This is a genomic window from Chryseolinea sp. T2 (genome assembly GCF_037203685.1).
GTDB lineage: Bacteria > Bacteroidota > Bacteroidia > Cytophagales > Cyclobacteriaceae > Chryseolinea.
Genome location: NZ_JBBCAU010000001.1, coordinates 922,769 through 944,845, shown reverse-complemented (window position 1 = coordinate 944,845; position 22,077 = coordinate 922,769). Strand labels below are relative to the sequence as shown.

13 protein-coding genes are annotated in these 22,077 nt (G+C 47.2%); 5 read left to right on the top strand and 8 right to left on the bottom strand.

Going from position 1 to position 22,077, the window contains the following annotated elements; all coding sequences use genetic code 11:
* The first annotated feature begins 65 nt into the window (after nt 1–65).
* From WBG78_RS03930 to WBG78_RS03915, 4 genes are all read left to right on the top strand, one after another.
* On the top strand, nt 66–2,144 hold the full coding sequence (locus tag WBG78_RS03930; protein ID WP_337325066.1) for a PQQ-dependent dehydrogenase, methanol/ethanol family: 2,079 nt from the start codon (nt 66–68) through the stop codon (nt 2,142–2,144).
* A gap of 137 nt (nt 2,145–2,281) precedes the next feature.
* Nucleotides 2,282–3,064 (top strand): hypothetical protein, encoded by a 783-nt coding sequence (locus tag WBG78_RS03925; RefSeq protein ID WP_337325065.1) that lies wholly within the window; start codon nt 2,282–2,284, stop codon nt 3,062–3,064.
* Nucleotides 3,065–3,105: 41 nt separating this feature from the next.
* Nucleotides 3,106–3,855 (top strand): carboxypeptidase-like regulatory domain-containing protein, encoded by a 750-nt coding sequence (locus WBG78_RS03920; RefSeq protein ID WP_337325064.1) that lies wholly within the window; start codon nt 3,106–3,108, stop codon nt 3,853–3,855.
* Between the two features lie 429 nt (nt 3,856–4,284).
* Nucleotides 4,285–5,187, top strand: coding sequence for a hypothetical protein (locus WBG78_RS03915; protein ID WP_337325063.1), 903 nt, complete (start codon nt 4,285–4,287; stop codon nt 5,185–5,187).
* 3 nt (nt 5,188–5,190) lie between these two features.
* Here the strand turns inward: WBG78_RS03915 and WBG78_RS03910 are convergent, their stop codons facing one another.
* The 8 genes from WBG78_RS03910 to WBG78_RS03875 form a co-directional block, all read right to left on the bottom strand.
* Nucleotides 5,191–6,030: a cyanophycinase gene (locus WBG78_RS03910; RefSeq protein ID WP_337325062.1), complete on the bottom strand. Its 840-nt coding sequence runs from the start codon at nt 6,028–6,030 to the stop codon at nt 5,191–5,193.
* A 135-nt stretch (nt 6,031–6,165) separates the two neighbouring features.
* Nucleotides 6,166–7,302 (bottom strand): PKD domain-containing protein, encoded by a 1,137-nt coding sequence (locus tag WBG78_RS03905; protein WP_337325061.1) that lies wholly within the window; start codon nt 7,300–7,302, stop codon nt 6,166–6,168.
* Between the two features lie 9 nt (nt 7,303–7,311).
* Nucleotides 7,312–8,661, bottom strand: coding sequence for a PKD domain-containing protein (locus WBG78_RS03900; RefSeq protein WP_337325060.1), 1,350 nt, complete (start codon nt 8,659–8,661; stop codon nt 7,312–7,314).
* 109 nt (nt 8,662–8,770) lie between these two features.
* Complete coding sequence (locus WBG78_RS03895; protein WP_337325059.1) at nt 8,771–10,090, bottom strand: RagB/SusD family nutrient uptake outer membrane protein; 1,320 nt, start codon at nt 10,088–10,090, stop codon at nt 8,771–8,773.
* Between the two features lie 5 nt (nt 10,091–10,095).
* A complete protein-coding gene (locus tag WBG78_RS03890; RefSeq protein WP_337325058.1) occupies nt 10,096–13,026 on the bottom strand; it encodes a SusC/RagA family TonB-linked outer membrane protein in 2,931 nt (976 codons plus the stop codon).
* 288 nt (nt 13,027–13,314) lie between these two features.
* Nucleotides 13,315–15,333, bottom strand: a complete 2,019-nt coding sequence (locus WBG78_RS03885; RefSeq protein ID WP_337325057.1) for a T9SS type A sorting domain-containing protein — start codon at nt 15,331–15,333, stop codon at nt 13,315–13,317.
* 184 nt (nt 15,334–15,517) lie between these two features.
* Complete coding sequence (locus WBG78_RS03880; RefSeq protein WP_337325056.1) at nt 15,518–17,890, bottom strand: ABC transporter permease; 2,373 nt, start codon at nt 17,888–17,890, stop codon at nt 15,518–15,520.
* A gap of 267 nt (nt 17,891–18,157) precedes the next feature.
* The gene (locus tag WBG78_RS03875; RefSeq protein ID WP_337325055.1) at nt 18,158–20,191 is read right to left on the bottom strand and encodes a M13 family metallopeptidase; all 2,034 of its coding nucleotides are present in this window, start codon (nt 20,189–20,191) and stop codon (nt 18,158–18,160) included.
* A gap of 297 nt (nt 20,192–20,488) precedes the next feature.
* Between WBG78_RS03875 and WBG78_RS03870 the strand changes: the two genes are divergently transcribed.
* Nucleotides 20,489–22,000, top strand: coding sequence for a hypothetical protein (locus tag WBG78_RS03870; protein WP_337325054.1), 1,512 nt, complete (start codon nt 20,489–20,491; stop codon nt 21,998–22,000).
* The last annotated feature ends 77 nt before the right edge of the window (nt 22,001–22,077 follow it).

Sequence of the window (22,077 nt, the reverse complement as noted above, 5' to 3'; positions counted from 1 at the left end):
GGATAAGTGTTCACCTGAGGCACAGAAGCATCAGAGTGATTGTCGATCCCTCCAATGCGATACAAATGAATAACTTCCTTCTGATTTCAGCAGCATTGTTAATAATAAGTTGCTCTGGTCCTACCGAAGACGAAAAGATTGCCGACGAAACCAACACGAGCGAATGGCTTGCGTATGGTCGCACACACTCGGAGCAGCGTTTCAGTCCAATAGCAGATATTGATACAAGCGCAGTGAAAGGACTGAAGGTTGACTGGTACCTTGATTTACCTCGTGATGCAGGCTTGGTCTCGACGCCGCTTGTTGTTGATGGCGTTCTGTATTTCACAGGAACAATGAATCGCGTACGTGCCGTTGATGCAATCAATGGGAAACTGTTGTGGTCGTTCGATCCTGAAGTAGCAAAACATCTCGGTAAAACGCGTAAGCCTGGCTGGACGCAAAGTCGCGGCCTTTCTTATTATGCCGGCAAGATATTTACCGCCACATGGGAAGGGCGACTCATTGCACTGGATGCAAAAACCGGAAAAGAACTTTGGTCGGTACTCACGATCGATCCTGACAAACAAATGAGCATCACCGGGGCGCCAAAGGCATTTGCAGGAAAAGTCCTTATCGGGAATGGCGGATCGGAAGCGGCACCAAATCGCGGCTATGTGACGGCGTATGATACAGAAACCGGAAAGCTGGTCTGGCGATTTTACATAGTTCCGGGTAACCCGGATGACGGTTTTGAGAATGACGCAATGGCCATGGCTGCAAAGACCTGGACTGGCGAATGGTGGAGGTATGGCGGTGGCGGAAACTCGTGGCACGGGTTTACCTATGACAAAGAATTACACACACTATACATCGGCACAGGCAATGGAGGGCCGTGGAATCCTAAAGTCCGAAGTGAAAATGGCGGTGATAATCTATTTCTTTCATCCATCATCGCGCTTAACCCTGACAATGGTGGATACAAATGGCATTACCAAACTTCACCCGGTGATGCATGGGACTACAACTCAAACATGGATATCGTGCTAGCAGCGCTCGACATCAAAGGAGTGAAGACTAAAGTGCTGATGCACGCTCCGAAGAATGGGTTCTTTTACGTGATCAATCGTGAAACAGGAAAACTTATTTCTGCGAAGCCATTTGTTGAGACGACGTGGGCCACGTCGATAGATTCCATTACAGGAAGGCCTAACATTCCGCCCGGTGCAAGGTATGAAAACGGTCCTGCCTACATCACCCCAAGCCCTCACGGTGCCCATAGCTGGCATGCCATGTCATTCAATCCAACTACAGGGCTAGTGTACATTCCTGCCATTCACGATGCAGTTATCTTTGATGACTCTCGAACAAATCTGAAATCCTGGAAAGACAATCCTTCAAAAGGAGGCATAGCAGTTGGCCTTTCAGATCCAGATTCATTACCCCGGCCATATACCGGATCCCTGGAAGCATGGGATCCCGTCAAGCAAAAACTAAGGTGGATCGTTCCCCTTAAAGAGTTATGGAATGCTGGGACGCTCACTACGGCAGGAAATCTTGTCTTCCAGGGCACAGCCGACGGAATGTTCAATGCCTACAATGCGTGGACTGGCAAATTGCTATGGTCTTATAACGCTGGATTGGGAATCTCAGCACCGCCCATTACTTATAAGATCAACGGCCGACAATACATTGCGTTGCTGGTCGGATGGGGAGGTGCATTTGCCGGCGTTGGCAATAAGGTACTCGGATGGGAATACAACCGACATATCAGAAGACTATTGGTGTTCTCGCTGGACGGGAAGGCCATTGTTCCTCCACAACCCCCGCCCTATTTCGCGAAGCCGCTCGTGGATAAAACATTTATAATTGATGATTCAAAAGTTCGGGCAGGATTTGAGTTGTTTTTCAAATGTACTGGTTGCCACGGGGCGGGCGCAGTTGCAAAAGGCATGGCACCAGATCTGCGCGCATCACCAATTCCACTTTCAAGTGATGTGTTCACGGACGTTGTACGAAATGGAGCTAAGGCCGAAATGGGCATGCCGGCATTTGGTGATTTGACTGATGATCAATTGGAAGCAATGCGACATTTTATCCGCCGGCGTGCTCATGAAGATGCTGCTCAGACTAAAGTTGAATCTGAACGGGCCGCAGAGAATTAATTAAATTGTCAGAGAACTTATTGATGGAACTGATACAATAAGTTCATCGCTTTAGCGTACCTTACCTAGACGGCGATGCTGAGTTGGAAGCGCTGAAGGTGAACGCCTGACAAGATTAATTTCCCAAATGCCGTTATATGAAAAACTATCATGCCCTTACTATTCTCCTTCTACTTTCAATAAGCTGTTCTGAGAAACGCGAAGCATCATCATTAGTACTGCTCGAGACTAAGGACCAGCCATGGACAACCTTTGAAGGGAACATGCGATCACCTGAAGGTGAGATAATGGAGGTAGAACTCTCTCTTCAGGAAGCATCGCCCGGAGTCAATTCGCATTATCGGCTGAAAAGTATGATCGTCACCGACAAATACGCCTGGAATACCGGTAGCGAGGGTGAATACGAGGTGACGCCCCTGGGAGATAATTTGTTTGGCATTACGTTGCTGGAGGCAAAGACCGGACGTCGCATTTCATCGAACGCGTTCTTTAAAAGGAACATTGATCGTATGCGAAACGTACCTTCTGTGGCTCCACCAATGAGCACAGAGGATTTCTACTTCATCACCAAAGGCGACGGCAGGCTTACTCTTGCTGATGACGATTTCTATCGCATTGCTGCTGATGACCAGTTTACTCTTCACAAGAGATCGGATCTGTTTACAGTCGAGGGTTATGTTACGGTCGAGCCAGATTGTAAGATGGAGTTCTTTGAACGCAACACATTTGAAAAATGGCATGTATCAAAACTTGGTCTGTACAATGCGATCGAAGAGAACTATGTAGGCCTTGCAAGTGAGCCGTGGGAGGGAATCTATATACGTGCACTTGCGTACAGTGTTCCCGACAGCACCGACGAGTCTGGCGAAAGCCATAATCTCGTAATGAAGAAAGTTATTGCCATGCAAAAAAAGCATTAGGCACAAAACTTTATTGAACATGGCTGCATCATATATCCATTATGCAGTCATGGATCCAACTAATCTGTATCCTCATCACAATAACAGTATGCGCCTCCATCGATGCGTATTCACAGCGTACAACCGTTTCAGGAATTGTTTACGATTCGTTGACGCTGGTGCCGCTCCAGTATGTTACCGTTATCAATCAGACGACAAACAACGGCACCGCTAGTAACGAAAACGGTGCGTTTAAACTAAGTGTCAGTCCAGGGGATACAATTCTGTTCACTATGCTCGGATACTCCCGGAAACTAAGAGTAATACGGTGGGGAGAAGAAGTCATGGTTGTATTCCTTCGTGAGTTTGCTTTGACCCTCGCTCCAGTTACCATTTACAGCACATTTAAACCGCATGGTTCTGATCAATGGAAGAGTGTTATTGAAGTGCCAGGCTTCATTCGAAATCCGGCTGGTCCTGGTTCAGGTTATGTAGTTGAGACATTTGGTCCTGGTGTTTCTGTTGGTGGGCTCATCAGTAAAATGTTCAAGTCTGAGAAGGAAAAAAAGAAGCTTAATACAGTCCGGGAGAAAGCCAGACAGTCTGAGACGTATTTGAGTGTAGTGATGTCTGATGATACCAGGCGTTACTTTCAAAAGACATTCTCTATGTCAGATGATGACTACAATAAGTTTATAGAGCAATTCAACATTTCTCATCCTGAGGCGGTGTTCATTGAAAGCAGAGAGGAGATTATGAATTTGATGGTGGGGTTTGTGGCCACGAGAGCGGGAGAGAAAATTAAGAATTAACAATTATTAAGAATTATGAATTATGAATTTGCCGGTCGGCCTGCGGCCGTTGAAGGAAGGTTATGCTACCAAAAAGTGACAGCTCTATCTCGCTTATTTGAATGAGATAACCGCTGATAATTGTCAATACAATCTTTCCCGGGCCCAGCGACATTGCCAATGAGATGGTATTCTTCGGTAATAAAAAGTGACCATGGCAGACCCGTATAAACCCTGAGGAACGAGAACTGCAATCGTTTCAGGTGGAGGTCAGAATTTCTTCAGAATCAGAGATGTGACGTCACCGTCTTTGAACCGTCAACTGTTTCGCCACGACTACATTACACACAGTTCAGGCACTTGTTCTGCCGGCTGGTAAGCGCTATCATTACTCTGCGCATAGCGCACTTTTTGAGTTGAGCTTGCCTCGAGGCGGCTCGGAATACCACCATGACAAAGATTGAAAACTTTTTCCTCAACACGTTTCTTGGGATAAGTGTAGTTGGAACCGTTCTGGGATTAGGCGGAACAATTTATTTTAATCCTGCCAATCATCTTTCAATAGGGGCACAATTCGTTGCGTTGGCCGCCAATGTAACGGCGTTTCTCATCCGCCGAAGGTACCCTGCAGTTTCGGTCGTAATACTTACGTCGATAATACTGATTACAATAGGCTTCATGAGCTTTCAGCCGCCGCACAATATTACCACGCAACTAACGGTAATAGTGCTATGTGGCTTCATACACTCAGTGATGTTAAAAAAAAAACTGCTTGGAGTGATGCAGGTAGTTTGTGCCGTCTGCATTTTCCTGGTGTTCAAATCAAAAGTCGGAGACCCATCGGCACGATTCGCGATGACGCTTGGTGAAACGCTCGCTGCGTCCATTAGCTATTCCATCCTCTATGTACTTCTTACGTACACGACATATGTATTAAAATCAAGTTATGATCGCATTCATGGCTCACTGATCAACATGAACATGGAGCTTCATGAGAAAGCATATGAGATCGAAACACAGAATGAAGAGTTAATGCAAATCCAGGACAATCTGAATGAAGTGAACAGGAATCTTGAGCAGATTGTAACAGAAAGGACCACAAAGATCCAGCACCAGAACGAAATCCTGATCAGGTATAGCTTCACCAACGCACATCAGTTACGAGGGCCTCTTGCGCGTTTGCTTGGTCTTGCCGCTTTACACCGTCTCGACAAAGAATCCGATACAGACTTCATCATAAAAAGCATGGTGAACGAAGCCCACGCCATCGACAATGTTGTAAAACAGATCAGCATAGACCTTGAGTCTGGTCGTCTCGACCTCGGTACAGAGCCCTACTCAAAGGCAGGGTAAACATTACTTCAGGCTGAATGTCTCGCCTGCGAGATAGACGTTCATTACAATTCCTTTCGCACTCAGCTTTCCATCTTTCACAGTCTTGGAACGCTTTGGATTTTCAAATACAATTACCTGAGAATCGCCAACGACTTCAGCGGTATTACCTGAAACGAGTATTGCGGTAGCTTCGTCAATGCCGATACCCTTCACGTTGGGATATTCAATTATCGCACTGATCAATCTGTTATAACGGCTCCGTTTCACAAAGTGCTGGTCAATGATGGCGTTGTCGATGAAACCCAGGCCCTCCTTTGTTTCAATGTTCTCAGCTTCGATGTTGCGGAATGTCGAAGAGTATTCCGGATGCTTGAGCTCATTACCAGTGATCATGATCTTGCTCATTACGGCTGCGCCTGCACTTGTTCCTCCCACGAGGGCGCCTTTGTTGTAAGCATCGTGAATTGCTTTGCCGATATCAGTGCCCTGGACTACGCCCATAAATCTCACCTGATCTCCACCTGTTATGTAGATAAGCTTTGCATTCCTGACAGAGTCAAGTTTTGCCGCGCTGTACGACTGACCTTTGCGGAAGTTTACTCCGTATACCGTTTTGATGCCCTTTTTGATGAATTGCTGATTTGCGTACCAAACAGAGGAGTCAGGGTCCTCACTTGACATCGGAAGTATCACACCATATCCGCCCTGGAGTAGCCCCGCCTCTTTTATGATGCGATCGACCATACCATCAGGTCGGGAGCCACCGCCAATAATAAAGAGTTTCCCTTTTGGCGTTTTGGATTGCGAAAAAGCAAGTGTCGAACAAAGGACAACGACGATTAAAGTGAGTATTCTTTTCATAGGTGTATGTGTCAAAAAAATGTTCATGCCCGCAGCATTGCTTTGAGCATGAACACTCAAATCTCAAAGTCTGTTCGTCATGTACCGCGACTGAAATGATTTATCGAAGTACATGACGAGCAGAAATTATCATTGTTACTTTTTCTTTCCGATGGCAATCCCTCTTGGCGATGATGAAGTCGATAGCCAGGTTTCTGTTGATGTTCCATCGAGATTTGACCGTGAGATCTTATTCAGATTGCGATCCACCCAATAGATCTTTTGCCCATTCTTGTCATAACCCAGGCCATAGACAACACGTGTGATACTGGTTGCGACTGTAGCAATGCCAGTTCCATCGAAGTTTGCGTTTCGCAGTTGAATGTCACCGCTTGCAACGTAGTCATCGAAGTAGATTTTGCTACCCACTACAATTATGCTACCTCCACCTCCGTTTGTGATCAGCAGTTTCTCTCCGGTGCCATCCAGCTTTTTAGTCCAGACGTTACCGTTGTAGTTGTTCCAGAACATTGTCCGCGATACCGGATCGATTGCCATTCCTTCCGGGTCGTCAGCACTGTGGCCCGTGACAAATTCATCGAACTGATTCACGTCAGTATTTGTCATGTCTGCCTTACGTATGCCGCTATCGGTGTCCCAGTACAATGTTTTTGTTTCATAGTCAATGACAACTGCATCGGGCTGTCCGATGTTTGATCTGAACGTCGCGTAATTCTTTCCGTCGAGATCAGAAACGAAGATACTCTTGGCATCGAAGTCGGCTATGTATAACTTATCATTAACCGTATCAACGGCCATGCCATACGAATCCTGAAGCGAGGTAATGCCCAGTGACGCAGCTATAGGCGCACCAGAATTGATGATGCTCCCGAATACTTCGGATCCATCAGTAAAGAACAGCGGAGTTCCGGTAGCGTTGGGATCGCGTACTACGACCGTTTGTGTTGTTTCCTTAATTTCAAGTGATTCACTTGTAACAACAACAAGGTTAACCGAGTAAGCGCCGGGCGCCACAAACTTGTGAGTTGGGCTGGCCTCAGATGACGAGGTGCCATCTCCGAAATTCCACGTATAGGCTACTGTTCCGGCCCGCTCTGGCACGATCGAGTTGTTGGTGAACGTGGCTGTCGCTGGTGCGAACGCATCGTTGTCGATTGCGTATGTAAACTTCGGAACCGTACTTGCCGGAGGCACCGGATAACTGTCATCAGAACAGCGGGTGGCTGTTATGGTAGCTATCGCGATCAATAATGTTTTGAATATTGTCTTCATGCCTCGCTATTATTTTCTTAAGAATATTCCACGCGGGCTAGCAAGACCTGATTTCAGTGTCACCTGATTGCCACCGTCGAGATCAGCTTCTTCGATGGTTCCAGAATCCCGCCCTGCCCAATACAGCTTATCTGTTTCGTTGTCGATGGCGAAACCATAGATGCGTGTACCATTGTCGTCAACGGTCTCGACGTTGCTGCCATCAAGATTTGCCCTTTGCAGCTCTTCGGCATTCTGTTCATCGAAGTAAATTTTGTCGTGTTCTGTATCTACAATGAGCGCATAGCCATAAATACCGGAAAGGATTGGTGCCGCATTAGTGCCATCGAGGTTAGATTTGTATAGATCCTCGTTGTTTACTTCATAGAAATACATCTGTTGGTTCTTCAGGTCGAGGGCAACGGCACGGAACTCAGCATCGGCCATTGTCACAATTGCCTCCATGCTACTTCCGTCAAAGTTGGCGCGGTAAACGTGGCCGTCACCATTGTCATCGGTGTCATCAACCCAGTATATTTTTCCATTGGCGACATCGAGGGCAATACCATAAGGATCTACCAGATCGGTCACAATAGCCACCAGGTCAGTGCCATCAAGATTTGCGCTCCAGATTTTACCTGCACCGGTTTCATTGAAGTCGCTGAAATAAACCTTGCCATGAACATCGTCATAAGCGATTCCAACGCCTGCCATACCGGCCACATCAAGGAAATTCGATATTGATCCACTTCCATCGAGGGCCAATTTCTTGATCATTTCGCTGCCGTTCTCGGCAAAATAGATCTCAGAGGTAGCAGCCTTCACAACAACGGTCTTATCAGTTGTTGTCGAACCTTCAGGGCTTGTTGCCGTCAACGTCACTTTGTAAGAACCTGCCTTCAGATAGGTAAAGATTGGGTTCTCAGCTGTTGATGTTGAGCCCGCTTCATTACCAAACGACCAGAGATACGATGTAGCTCCCTTTGTGGCGTTTGTAAACTGAACCGGTGTAAGGGCCATCAGGTTGTCAGCATCTTCGACAGTAAATGCCGGTGATGGAACAATTTTTACGGTCAGGCTGGAGATGGTTGATCCACCTTCGCCTGTGCTTACGAGGCTCACGAGATAAGTACCTGATGATTCGTACGTCTTCTTAGGTGCAACGTCCTTCGAAGTCGTTCCATCGCCGAAGCTCCATTTAAAGGCCGTGGCATTCTCCGAGGTGTTGGTGAACTGAATTGTTTCCCCAACTTGTGCCGTGCTTTTGTCTGCGGTAAATTTTGCTGCCGACTGCGGTGCCGGATCTTCATCGTCCTTACAAGACATTACGCTGGCAATGACCAGAAAGATGGTGAGGTATGCGTATAGCTTAGATTTCATGTGTTAAGATTTTTGATTTATTCACACGAGATCGCCATTGCTGTTGTCAACCTTACAAGTGACGTGCATGACGATTTCATCTGTTCTTCGGTTTAAACTGTTAGATATTTTAATAGCCAGGGTTTTGCTCCATGCCGTCGCTCTTGTTAGTGACGATTTCGGTTAATGGAATTGGCCAGCGTGTTTGATTTTCACCGTTCACGGTAAGGAGCAATTCGACTGCACGTCCCGTACGTACAAGATCGAACCAGCGATGCCCTTCGAAAGCGAACTCTACTCTCCGTTCCCGCTCGATAGCGCGAATGAGCTGATCGTGTGTGTTCGCAGAGGTATCAGGCAATTTTGCCCGTGTTCTTACCACATTGATATCTTTCTGAATGACCTGAATGCTGCCGGTGAGATTAGCCTCTGCCTCAGCGCGAATGAGATACATTTCTGCGAGGCGCAAGATGATCACGTTGTCAGCACCGAGGCTTAGGTCGTCGTACTTGATTGGATAAGCGAGACTTCCTGAAAATGCAATCGAGGCAGGATAACGTGCATCGCCAATTTCGTATGACGCCAGTACCGATGCCGTTGGGGCCACTTCTCTCCGGCCGTTCAGGGTCTTCGGAAAGTTGTACTCTGCTATACGGTTCCGGTTGATCTCAGTAAAGTCAATCTCAAAGATTGATTCGGCTGATTCGTCGGTCCAAACATCGGCGTAGTTTGGCAGCGTGTAGCCACCGTGATCTATTACGTCGGTAGCCTTCGTCTTCGCATTGGCATAGTCGCCTTTGTAGAGGTAAACTCTTGCAAGCAGTGCAGTGGCCGCATACTTTGATGCGCGCACTTTGGTGCCTCCTGCGGGGAGGTTAGCCTCAGCAAAAGTGAGGTCAGAGATGATTTGCTCGTATACCTTTGCCACCGGATCGCGCGGCACATCAAGACCGCTGGCGCCTATCGTAGGCGTTGTCTTGATGGGTATCGCACCAAACCAGTTCATCAGGCTGAAGTGATTGAATGCACGGACAAAATACAATTCGGCCAACGCGACATTCTGCTCATCGGTTGTCATGTCTGCCATTTCCGGCACCTTTGCAATGATATTATTAGCAATGTTAATGCCTTCGTAACCGCTGTCCCATATATCAGAGACGGCCCCGTTCTCAGGGAGCACCGCATTGTTATCAATCTGCGCATAATTCTGTGCCGTACCATCGACAGAGTGTTCAAGGTTATCGGCGGCCAGATCCGCAAAGATTACATAGGAGCGGCCGAAATATCCAAGCGCCTGAAAGGATGTGTAGGATCCCAATATTCCTTTTTCAATTCCGGCTTTGTCTTTAATGGCTTTGTCTTCAGGTATTGCATTCTGTGATTCAACATCCAGCACATCACATGAGGACAGCGGAAGAAAAGCGATGATGAGTATAAATATCTTTCTCATGTGTGTCAGAATTTAAGGTTGATACCCAATGTAATGGCACGCGCCTGCGGGAATGTGAAGAAATCCGTACCGACCACTGTTACATCATTACCACTGTAGTTTACTTCCGGATCAAGTCCGCTATAGTTGGTAAACGTGAATAAGTTCTGCACGCTGGCATAGACACGGACGCTGGACAGCATAATCTTGCTGGAGAATCGCTGTTGTAGCGTGTACCCAAGTGTTACGTTCTTTACTCTCAGGTAAGAACCATCTTCAATAAATCGCGAAGACTCGCGTTTGTTAGACGCAGCCGCTACAGGATCTGAAGTGGCTCTTGGAACATCAGTGATGTCCCCCACTTGCCTCCATCTACGGACCACGGCAGTAGTTTGATTGTCGCCACCCTGCAATGATTCAAGATAAAGGCGTGATCCATTGAAGACATCGTTGCCGTATGACCACTGCAGGAACAGACTAAAATCGAAGCCTTTGTAGTTGAGGTTGTTTGTGAAACCACCGATGAACTGAGGATTTGGATTTCCTACAACGGTACGGTCATCCGTCGTGATCTCCCCGTCGAAATTGGTATCTGCGAAAACTATGTCACCGGTAGAAGGGTCAACACCAAGTGATTTCAAATCGTAGAACACACCCACAGGCTGACCCACCATGATTCGGTTGTTTCCCCGGCCAGCATCAAGAGGCTGATTTTCATAGAGACGTGTCACTTTGTTTCTGTTGCCCGAGAGGTTGAGACGCGAATTCCATCGCAGATCGCCAAACTGAGCATTGTAGCCGAGGCTGATTTCAATGCCCTTGTTTTCCAGCTCACCGACGTTCTGATACATCGTTGTGAATCCGGACGAACCAGGAAGAGGGCGGTCTAACAACAGATCCGTAGTCTGCTTATCGTAATAATCAAAAGAAAGTGTAAGCTGGTCTTCAAAGAATCCGGCATCGAGACCCAGGTCAAGTTGTGCTGTCGTCTCCCACTTAAGGTCTGGATTAGGAATCTGATTCGGGAAGATGGCCGGCTGACTACGATACGATGAAGTTCCATACGTAGCCTGATATGAGAACGCTCTGATGTCTTCATTTCCCAGAAGTCCATAACTCGCTCGCAGCTTCAGTTCCGAAACAACTTTTATATTGTCTCTGAAGAAACCTTCCTGGCTCACACGCCACGCGGCAGAAGCTGCAGGGAAGAATCCGTATTGATTGTCCGGGCCAAAATTGGTGGAGCCATCTATACGACCCGAAAGAGAAACAAGGTATTTTTCTTCAAAGTTATAGTTAAACCTTCCAAAGTACGAGAGCAAACCGTGGTCCCTTGCACCTGCTGTAACGTCAACTTTCGTTGCCGCTGAGTTGATGTACTGAAGGTTTTCGTCGGCATAATCCTGACCTCTCATATAAGAGAAACGCTCCTCACGCTTCTCGAAGCTCATACCCACTGTTGCATCAATGTCGTGTTTACCAAACTTCTTTTCGTAACGGATGGAGTTGTTACCTACCAGGTTGAGGACGTTCGTGTACGTTTCAAAACCAAGGCCGTTATACTTTTGTCCCTGAACGGTGTTGAATTCAAATGCATGTTCGCGCAGGTTGTAAAAGTCGGCGCCCCACTTGGAGGTTAATGTAAGGCCATCGATGATGCGATAGTCAGCAAAGATGTTTCCCAGCGTGCGATAAGTGAAGTTCTCGTTGGTGGCTTCGTTGGCGATAGAAACTGCATTTGAGTATGGACCACTTTGGTTATATGTGCCATCAGGGTTGTACACCGAGATCACTGCAGGTGTCGAAATACCGTTTGGAAGCGGGCCGTGTAATGATGCGTCACCCTCTACACGATTTGTTTTTGAATAAGTCAATCCAATGCTCGTACCCACATTAAGCCGATCATTGACTTTGTGGTCGATGTTAACGCGGGCATTTGCCCGCTGAAAGCTTGTTCCAATCAGAATACCATCCTGATCGAAGTAGTTTCCAGAGAGAAAGAACTTCGTGCGATCGTTACCGCCGACAGTAGATAATTCATAGTTGGAGATCGGCGCCGTGCGAAATATCTCTTTCTGCCAGTCGACATCGACACCGTTGTCTGGGAGTTCCACACCAGTAAGGTCCTTGCGATAGTCACGCCATTGTTCCGCGTTGAGCATGTCCAACGTATTCCATACCTGCTGAACACCACGATACATATTAAAATTAACTACTGAGTTTCCAGTTTTTCCACGCTTGGTGGTAATGAGGACGATACCATTTGAAGCGCGTGCCCCGTAGACAGCGGCCGCGGCCGCATCTTTCAGAACGGTGACTGATTCAATGTCGTTAGGATTAATGTCGGAAAGCGAGTTGATGCCTTGTCCTTCATAGCCGATCATGCCGAAGTCGCCAGTAGTCATGGGGATTCCGTCAATTACGTACAAAGGCTGACCGGTCCCACTGATAGAAGTATTTCCCCGAACGCGCACCGACATTGCACCACCTGGTGTTCCGGAGTTCTGACTAACCTGTACGCCGGTTGTTTGGCCTTGCAATATGCCATCGACAGTTGGTACCGGTAAATCTTTGATGGCATCCGATTTAACCACACCGACAGCTTCGGTCATGAGAACCTTTTGCTCAGTACCGTATCCGATAACAACAACCTCGGATAATTCTGTTACGTCGGATTTCAATTGGATGTCGATGACATCGCGTGTGCCTACTGTAATTTCCTGAGGCAACATACCGATGAAACTAAAGACCAGCACATCATCGGGCGATGCCTCGATACGATACTGGCCGTCAGTATCTGTAACGGTACCTCTGGGGGTACCCTTCACGACCACGTTTACCCCGGGCTGTGTAGTGCCATCAGCCTCGGCGGTCACCTTGCCGTGAACCGTCCGCTGCTGTGCCAGCGAGCTCCAGGATAAAAGTGAAAAGATTAAGAACAGTAAAGGTTGCTTCATAAGCAGTCTGGGTTAGTTTATCACAAAAAAAATTCTTCAAAAATGGTAAGCTTTCAACAGAAACCAAGTGATGGGTCCATTTTAAACTTCAAATAGAAAACCAGAAATCAAAATTCACATTTACATCAGGGCCGTTTGGTGCTCAGATCATTAAAAGATGTTTTTCTGTCGGGACGATTAGCACAACCTTAATTATCACAGCAGGGAAATCGATTATGTTAGGATTACAACGCGACCCCTAAGCCCTGACTCTATACGTGCCTTCCCACGCCCTCTGCAGAATATGAATCAATTAGATCTCTTAATCACTTTTATGGTACTTATCTCCAGTCCTGATTCAATTCGCAGGAGGTAAATGCCATCCGGTGAACTGGACAAATCCAGAATTTCATCCGGACTTTTAACACGCTGTACGTGCAAAGTCCTACCCATAAAGTCTGAAACTGTCAACTTGCTTCCTTCAGAAAACTGGGGATCTCTGAAGATGTGAAATCTACCATCCGCCGATGGGTTTGGAAATATTTGAAGGGATGACTGGTTGAATTCATGTTCAACAGCGAGAATCGGATACTCGAACTCTTCAGGTTCGTCTGGAGAGACGGAAGGCGCGCCAGCCCCAACTGTCATTTCTCCATTCAACAAAGCATATCGCATAGAGGCAAATCCGGCGTAGTTGCGGGCGGCCTCTCCGTTACCAACAGGCTGGAAAGCGACATTAGCATTGGTTCCTTCGTTCATCAGCATCAGGACAGATTGATTGCCTGAACCTTTCAAATAGCTCGTTCCCTCCTGCTGATAAAACCTGATCATATTCTTTGCATTCAGATAGATCCCAAATCGCGCACTATCGGCCACCATCGCATAGGAGATTGCCGCGGTTGCATTTTCAATGAAGTCTGACGTAGCCGGATCGAACGTGTTGGGCATGATTACAGAAGTTGATAGTAATCTAAGCCCTTTCCTGTAACTGAGCCTGCCGTAATAAGCGGCATATTTGTCTGTGCGATAATTAGTAGGGAATGATCGACCTGCATATCGGCTGTCCTCACCTGCAAATGCCACGACCATACCGTTGCGCCGGATGTGTCTGTAGAGCAACTGCCCCGTTCGACCACCATTCAGAAAATCGAACAGGGCTTCATCAGCGTTTTCGGCAAACAACACTTTAGTTGAACGGCGGATAGCGTTGCGTAAGTCTATCTTGCCGGCGTCGTTGACCGCTGTTGAAGTTTCCACTACCAGTACTCTCGCTCCAAGTTCAACAAGCTTTTGACTGAACGCCTTGCCCATACCAGGAGCAGTCACCAGAACCACTGAATCGTTTAAGGCCCCATTCTCCCGTACAATAAAATTCAAAAGGGCGGAGTTTTGTGCGATGTCATTGCTACCACTAAGGGCAAGTTTATAATTACCATTTTCTTCAGCGGGCGTTGGCCTGACCTGACCAGCGGGCCCATCCAATACCTGGTTAGTCGCAAGATCTATTCCCTGTCCATGCAAAAGCTGAACAACGCCTATTGAACTAGAAACGGGTATCTCATCGCGGACGAGAGACCAGGAGGATGCCCGATAAAAAGACACTGTTCCTGTTCCAAGGACTTTGGCCATTTTGTTCGTGTCAATACAAAGCGCAGTCCGGTCATCAATGCCGATCCCAGTGAGCTGCTCACCATGGTCGTAGTACCAACGCGACAGGAAGGGCAACAGTCGCCCTACCCGCCCACGTTCTGTAAAGTGAGAATCAGCGAGGTATCCGGGAAGGAATGTTAAGAAGTCATTGGCAAGGGTTATCCTTTTGTCGTAGATATTGGCGAGTGTTTCATCGGGATAAGCGGAGTCGTTTTTCGCTGTATACACAACGCCAGACAAAATGGCCATTCCAGCAGACGTGCCAGACATCACACCTCCCGCCTGGAACTTATCAATAGCGGCCTGCAACGTTCGGGTGCCTTTGTATTGAGTGTAATAAATCGATTGATCACCTCCTTTAAAAAAGAAAGCATCGTAGGTCATCAGGTTGTCGTACGTGCTTTGATGGTCTGCAACGGTACGGCTGGCTATCTTAATGTTTGTTGCAGCCGCCGCACCTAACGAAAGAAAGTAATCGGGGATCCAGTTGTCCTCATCCGAATAGCTGATTACGGCTATTCTCTTGTTGGGCGCGTGGTCTACGATCCATCTATATGGCTCGTCACTCCATCCGCCTTCAGCTTCAGAACCACCACCGACCATCACCAGGCTGCCTTGCGCAGCAGCGAACAAGGACAACAGCTGAAGAAATAGAAAGGACCCGACAAGTCGCATCATAGTTTGGCTTCGATCATCACGAACATTCGGCGCAACGCTAAACTCAACGTTCGACGAACTATGACTGAGCGAACCAAAGTGCTGAATGTTTCGGAACCAATCAATTTAAAATATGATGAGTGCATGCGATCGGTGTAACAGTGGTCTGCCTTACCGATTGCGTGATTACTTTGATAATGTTCTCCTATTCCGATCGCAGGGACTTCACGGGATTCGTCGTGGCTGCTTTGATTGATTCGAAGCTCACCGTCAGCCATGCAATAAGCAAAGCAGATACAAAGGCAATCAGGAAGATCGTCCACTCAATCGACACGTGATAGGCGAATCCACTCAACCACTGGCTCATTCCATACCAGGCCAAAGGTACTGCGATGACAGTAGCGATCAGGATCGGACGTGTGAATGTAGCGGATAGCAGATATACAAGCTGAAAGCCGGATGCTCCTAATACTTTTCGTATACCTAATTCGCGGGTGCGTCGCTCGGCGAGGTATGCAGAAAGACCATAAAGTCCGAGGCATGATATTACGATAGCCAGAATAGCAAACACATTGAACAGGCTGCCGAGTCGTTGTTCCGCTGCGTACATATTAGAGATATCCTGGTCGAGGAAGCTGAAGGTGAAAGGATAGGCGGGATTCATCTCCTTGCACATGTCCTCGAGTGCAGCAATTGTTTTTTCCGTTTCGCCTGCCTTTGTACGGATCATTGCGTAGCCACCCCACGTGTTACGATTAAGGAACATTGGTCCAATCGACTCTTGTATCGGTTTGAAATTGAAATCCTTCACAACGCCGATTATGGTACGCTCGCGGTCCCAAACAGTAATTTTTGTTCCCACCGCTGTCTCGAGCGACATATTCATTGTTTTAAGCGCCGTTTCATTGACGATAATATTGACCGAATCGGCTTTAGCATTTACTCCATAACCATGTCCTTCGAGGATTGTCGCCTTGAACACTTCTTCAAAGTTCTCATCGATTGCCAGGTTATAGAACAATGGCTGGCTGTTAGGGTCTTTGCCGGCCCACTCAACGCTAACTGTTGCGCCTGAAGAAGTCGTAGGAAGATCTGAAATAAATGAAAACTGGCTCGTCAGGGTGTTCGCTTCCAGCCTGCTTCTTAATGATTCGTATTTGGACCAAAGCTCTCCTGTCATCGGCACGTACAAAAGATTCTCCTTGTCGTATCCGAGGTTCAGTTGCTGGATGTACTTCAATTGACGATAGACTATGCCGGTACCAACAATTAACGATATCGATACTGCAAACTGGATCACTACCATCGAATTTCTAAACAGACTACCTGCTCCACCGGCGGTGAAGTTGCCTTTCAATACTGTTGCCGGAACGAATCCCGACAGGTAAAGTGCAGGATAACTTCCCGCAAGTAAGCCAGTAAGCAGGGTCACTCCTATCAGCGAACCTACCAGCTTGATGTTGGTGAAGTCAAGGACAAGATTCTTGCCACCGAGGGTATTAAATTCCGGAAGCGCCAGGTATATAATCAAAAGGGAAAGGACAAGTGAAAGCAAAGCAACGACGACGGACTCAGCCAGGAACTGAGCCATCAGGTGCGTGCGAATGGCGCCGACTGTTTTTCGAAGCCCTACCTCCTTCGCGCGGCGTGCAGCCCGGGCGGTAGCGAGGTTCATGAAGTTAAGACAGGCAACGACAAGTATGAAAACCGCGACAATCATGAAGATGTAGACATTCTGGGCGCGTCCGTGGCCTGGCAGGTCTGCGAGGAAATTAGAGTGAAGATGAATGTCTGTTAACGGCTGCATTATGAATGACACCTTTAACACTGTTTCGTTTTTCCGATAGATCTCTTGTGTCTTCTTTTCCAGATCGGCAATCGCCTCTTTTGTACGGGACGTTTTGTCGGTCAGTTTCAAGTAGGTATACCAATTGTAGTTGTCCCACTTGTTTTCCTTCAGGTCATAGTTTGTGCGGGCCAGGTAACGCATGGGCTGGACGAAATCGAAATGCAGGTGGGAGTTCTCGGGCACATTGGCCATCACCCCCGTTACTGTGAAGTCATCCTTATCATTCTTGCGTATCGTCTTGTCGATCACGTCGGTGGAACCGAAATATTTGATTGCCATCTGTTCCGAAATCACAATGCCCTCGGGATTATCAAGAACGTGATTGCGATCGCCTTTAATCAATGGAAAAGTGAAAACGCGGAAGAAGTTTGAGTCTGCGTAGAGCAGGCCTTTCTCTTCAAATTTGACATCTCCGACCTGAATCAGGTCCCGATTGAGGCTTGAGATCCGAACAGCTTCATCAACAATGGGCAGCTCCTCTTTCAATGCTAACGCCAATGGCGCCGGAGTTACAGCAGCATGCACTTTCATTTCAGGCAACGTTGCCGTTACGCGATACATGCGTTCGTTATCCTGATGGAACCGATCGAAACTCAGCTCATCGTTCACCCACATGCCGATGAGAGCTGTACAGGATATCCCCAGTGCCAGACCGAAGATGTTAATGAAAGAAAATACTTTTTGGCGAAAGAGGTTGCGAAAGGCAACCTTCACGTAATTGCTGAACATAGGCAGGCCGTTGATCCGAAACTAAGACGTCGATTTCATGGCAAATGTTGCAGCTGATAATTTTTACTTTTTGAACGGCCAGGCGTAATGTTAATAACCCGCAGAAAAAATGGCGTTCAGGGCTGCGTATGAGGCGATTAGGGGTCCGCAGAGCAACTTAAAAAGTTTCATTGCCTCGACGTACAATGAAACTTTCCAAGCATCTAAGTATCAGAATTTGTGTAATAGAGCATCAAAGCGAACAGTTGACGTTCGATAACGAACGCGTTACCAGACAACAATTCTCTCGCTTTCCGGCTTATACATTTTGTCCCCGGGCTGCAGGTTAAATGCATTGTAGAATGGTGTAGTGTTCATCAACGGCCCGTTTACACGCCACCTGGCTGGCGAATGCGGATTAGTTTTCACATAGTTCCGCAGAAACGCATCGGTAGTCTTGACCCGCCAGATGCGTGCCACCGAAATGAAGAAACGCTGATCGGGCGTGAAGCCATCCAGTTTTGTCGTGTCCTGTCCCTGTTGCGTTAACTTGAACGCGTCATATGCAATGGCAACGCCTGCGATATCCGCCGTGTTCTCACCAACTGTTAATGCGCCTTTTACATGGACAGTATCTAGCACTGTGAACTTGTCATATTGATCGATCACCTGTTGCGTCTTTGCCTTGAATTTCTCGTAGTCGGTTTTCGTCCACCAGTTTGTTACGTTTCCAGCTTTATCGTATTGCGCTCCCTGGTCATCGAACGAGTGGGTGATCTCATGTCCGATCACCATCCCAATACCACCATAGTTGAGTGCATCATCAGCATTTACATCGAAGTAAGGAGGCTGCAGAATGCCGGCAGGAAATACAATTTCATTCAGAGGAGGATTGTTGTATGCAGTAACCGTTGGAGGCGTCGTGAGCCACTCTGTACGATCCACGGGTTGACCAACCTTGGCTATATCGAATGCGTATTCGTTGCTGTTCGAAGACAGCAAGTTTTCGAAGTAGCTATCACGTTTTACCTCCACTTTAGAGTAATCTTTCCATTTATCAGGATAGCCTATTTTTCTCGAAAAGGCGTGCAACTTCTCCTTAGCCTTTGCCTTTGTGGAATCACTCATCCAATCGAGACGATTGATGCGCGCTTCGAATGCCTTTTCGAGATTATCTACCAATGTATTCATCCTCTTCTTTGCATCTTCCGTAAAGTATTTCTTGACGTACAATTGCGCGAGGGCGTGGCCCAGATAGCGATCGACGGACTGTGTCATTTCTTCTTTGCGTGGCTTCTTTTGTGCCTGTCCAGTCAGTACTTGCGTATAGGCAAACGTTGCATCGACGAATGGCTTGCTTAGTTCATTCGCAAATGTGTTCATGGAGCTGGCCTTCAGATACACTTTCCAGTCAGCAAGGGAAACACTTTTTAAGAGTTTATTGAGCTGATCGTAGTAGGCCGGCTGCTGCACATTAACCGAGTCGGTCTTGGCTCCAAGTTCTGCAAGAAGGGTTGTCCATCCGATGTTAGGATGGCGCTTGTCGAGGGTGGCAACAGCGAGCTTGTTATAGTTGGCCTTGACATCCCTGAGTTCTACGTTCGTGCGGTGGGATGTCGCCAATTGCTTCTCTATTTTGTAAACTGTCGAGGCATTTTTGGCGGCAGTTGCTGCGTCGGCACCTGTGAGCTCAAATAAAGTGGTCACGTACTTCTCGTAAGCCTTTTGAGTTGCCAACGTAGATTCGTCCGATCTGAAGTAGTAATCTTTTTCAGGCAACCCTATGCCTGCCTGTACGAACTGAGCGATGTTTATCGCACTATGCTTGTCGTCAGGGCCGACATAAAAACCTATTATTGAATTATCTGCAACCTTAATTTCCTCTGCAACAAACTTCATAACTCCTGCCACATCGTTGATTGCATCGATGCGGGCAAAAATAGGTTTGATGGGTTCATATCCGCGCTTGTTTATGGTAACGGTATCCATACCCGACGCATAGAAATCACCAACCTTTTGTTCGAGACTTCCCGAGGGATGTGTTCCTGACGACACACTGTCAAGAATCGCCTGAAGACGCAGGCGTTGCGGGTAGTTAAGGAAAGAATAGGACCCGACGCCTGATTGCGTCCCCGGTATTTTTACGGTATCCCACCAAATGCTGTTGACATATGAAAAGAAGTCGTCTCCGGGCTTCCTGGAAGCATCTATGCCAGAGATAACGGTTCTGTTTGTTTTCGCCTCCTCGTGCTTTTGGGTACAGGCGACGGCAGATAAAATGATAAGTGTCAGGCAGAGTGCCCTGGTAAACGGTCTGAACATTTGGTTTTCGGTTTAAATAAGGCGTTCATTGAATCGCAAGTAAAGATAGCGACTGCGAACACACCGCAAACGACAGGATAGACAATAATCATTGGTCGAGTATTATGCGCGGCCGGCGTTGCGAAAATGTTTCTATAGCATACCGTTATGATTGTTCGCCAGCGACCCCGAAACTTGCTATCAAGTACCCTCCACAAACGGACGTTTCGCAATCAAGTCCATCCTTTCAAATCCTGTTGCAGCTTGACCAACGGTGCGTCGATAATTAAACCCCAAACGCCGATTCAATATTCACGTATGAAATTCTTCCTGGCACTTCTCCTCACGGTTTCGTCCTCATTGTCGCTCTACAGCCAATCCATAGACATTGAGATTGGCCCGATGATTAACACTGAGGAAATCGAAAAGCAAGTTGAAATACCCGAGGCGAGTCCTGCCACACCGCACAAAAACTTTTCATACTCCAGCGCTTTGTTCTTTGATCCGGAATTGAAAAAGGCATACAACGGTTTCGGGTTTCAAAACAAGGCATTTCAATTCAGTGTATTCGATAACTACCTCAAATACTCCGGGCTCAAAAAGCTTACTGCGGGCAACCTAAACGAGCAGGTAATTCTAAATGCCTTCATTACAATCAACAAGAAGCTATACCTCCTGTACACGATCAAAAACATAAAGCAAGATCAATTCACCGTGTATGCAAGCGAGATCAGCGCGGATTTTGAGTTAAGTGGAAGCCCTTCAGTAATCCACAATTTTAGCGAGCTGAAGAATTATGGGGCAACAATACACGTATCGTCCTCACAGGACAAGAAGTACTTCCTGTTAACAAGAGTACTTGATCCCAAGCCGAAGGAGATCCAGAAGTTTGACTGCAAAATGATTGACGGCAGCTTTTCGGAACAATGGAGTAAACGGATTGAGACGACAGTGACCGGGAAAGAACACAACCTAGAGTCGATAAGCGTTGACAATTCCGGAAATCTTTATGCACTCGTCGAATATCAAAACGGTCGAGATCCGAAGCCGGTCCTATTTGCATACAATTGGCAAACAAAGGTCTTGAAGACTTTTGAGCCGGGCCTTGCCACGGGCGTTAACTTTGGTACGAAGCTCGAACTACTTCATGGTGTCGATCCATACTTTGTCGGTTTGAATGAAACTGAAAAAGGGAAGGAAATCGAAATCAAATACTACGTCGACCATATCAACTTAAAAGCACAAGCGCTGGAGAAGATTGGTTCGGGCGACATGCCTGCTGACTTTCGAAAAATGTCAAATGCCAATCTGTTCGATATGCGTCAATGGAACGTGATGAATGTCCTTGCCGGCGCAGATGGTGGACTTGTCGCTTCAATTGAAGCCGTTGTGATGGAGGAAAAGTATGGAGTACAACACTCTTTCAATGCATTTGTATTTTCCTTCAGGAAAGATGGATCGGCCCTATGGTCGCGTACGATACACAAGAAACAAAGTGCGATGCCAGGTATGGCGGGCCATCTACTCGTAAGTTCCGGGGATAAATTATTGTTTGTTTACAATGATGACGCGAAAAATCTGGCAAAGGCTGTTGACGATGATGAGGTCGCCGTGTTCACGAGCAATAACGCCATGGCTATGGTACAGGAAATTGATGCGCTTGGGAAAGCACAGAAATATCAATTGACAAAGAACAAAGAATTCGAGGGCTTTGCACTGAACTTCAATACCATGGGAAAGATCGAAAATGGTTACTACTTCGATACAGCACTTCGGATAAGCGGCCGAAAGACGATTGACTCCCGGAACGTGACCCTAAAAGTAAAGTAAAAGCGCACTTCGCTGGCGTGGTTTGCCGCTTGCACCTCCTGCTACCATTGGGAAGTATATGCTGCCGCGGACAGACA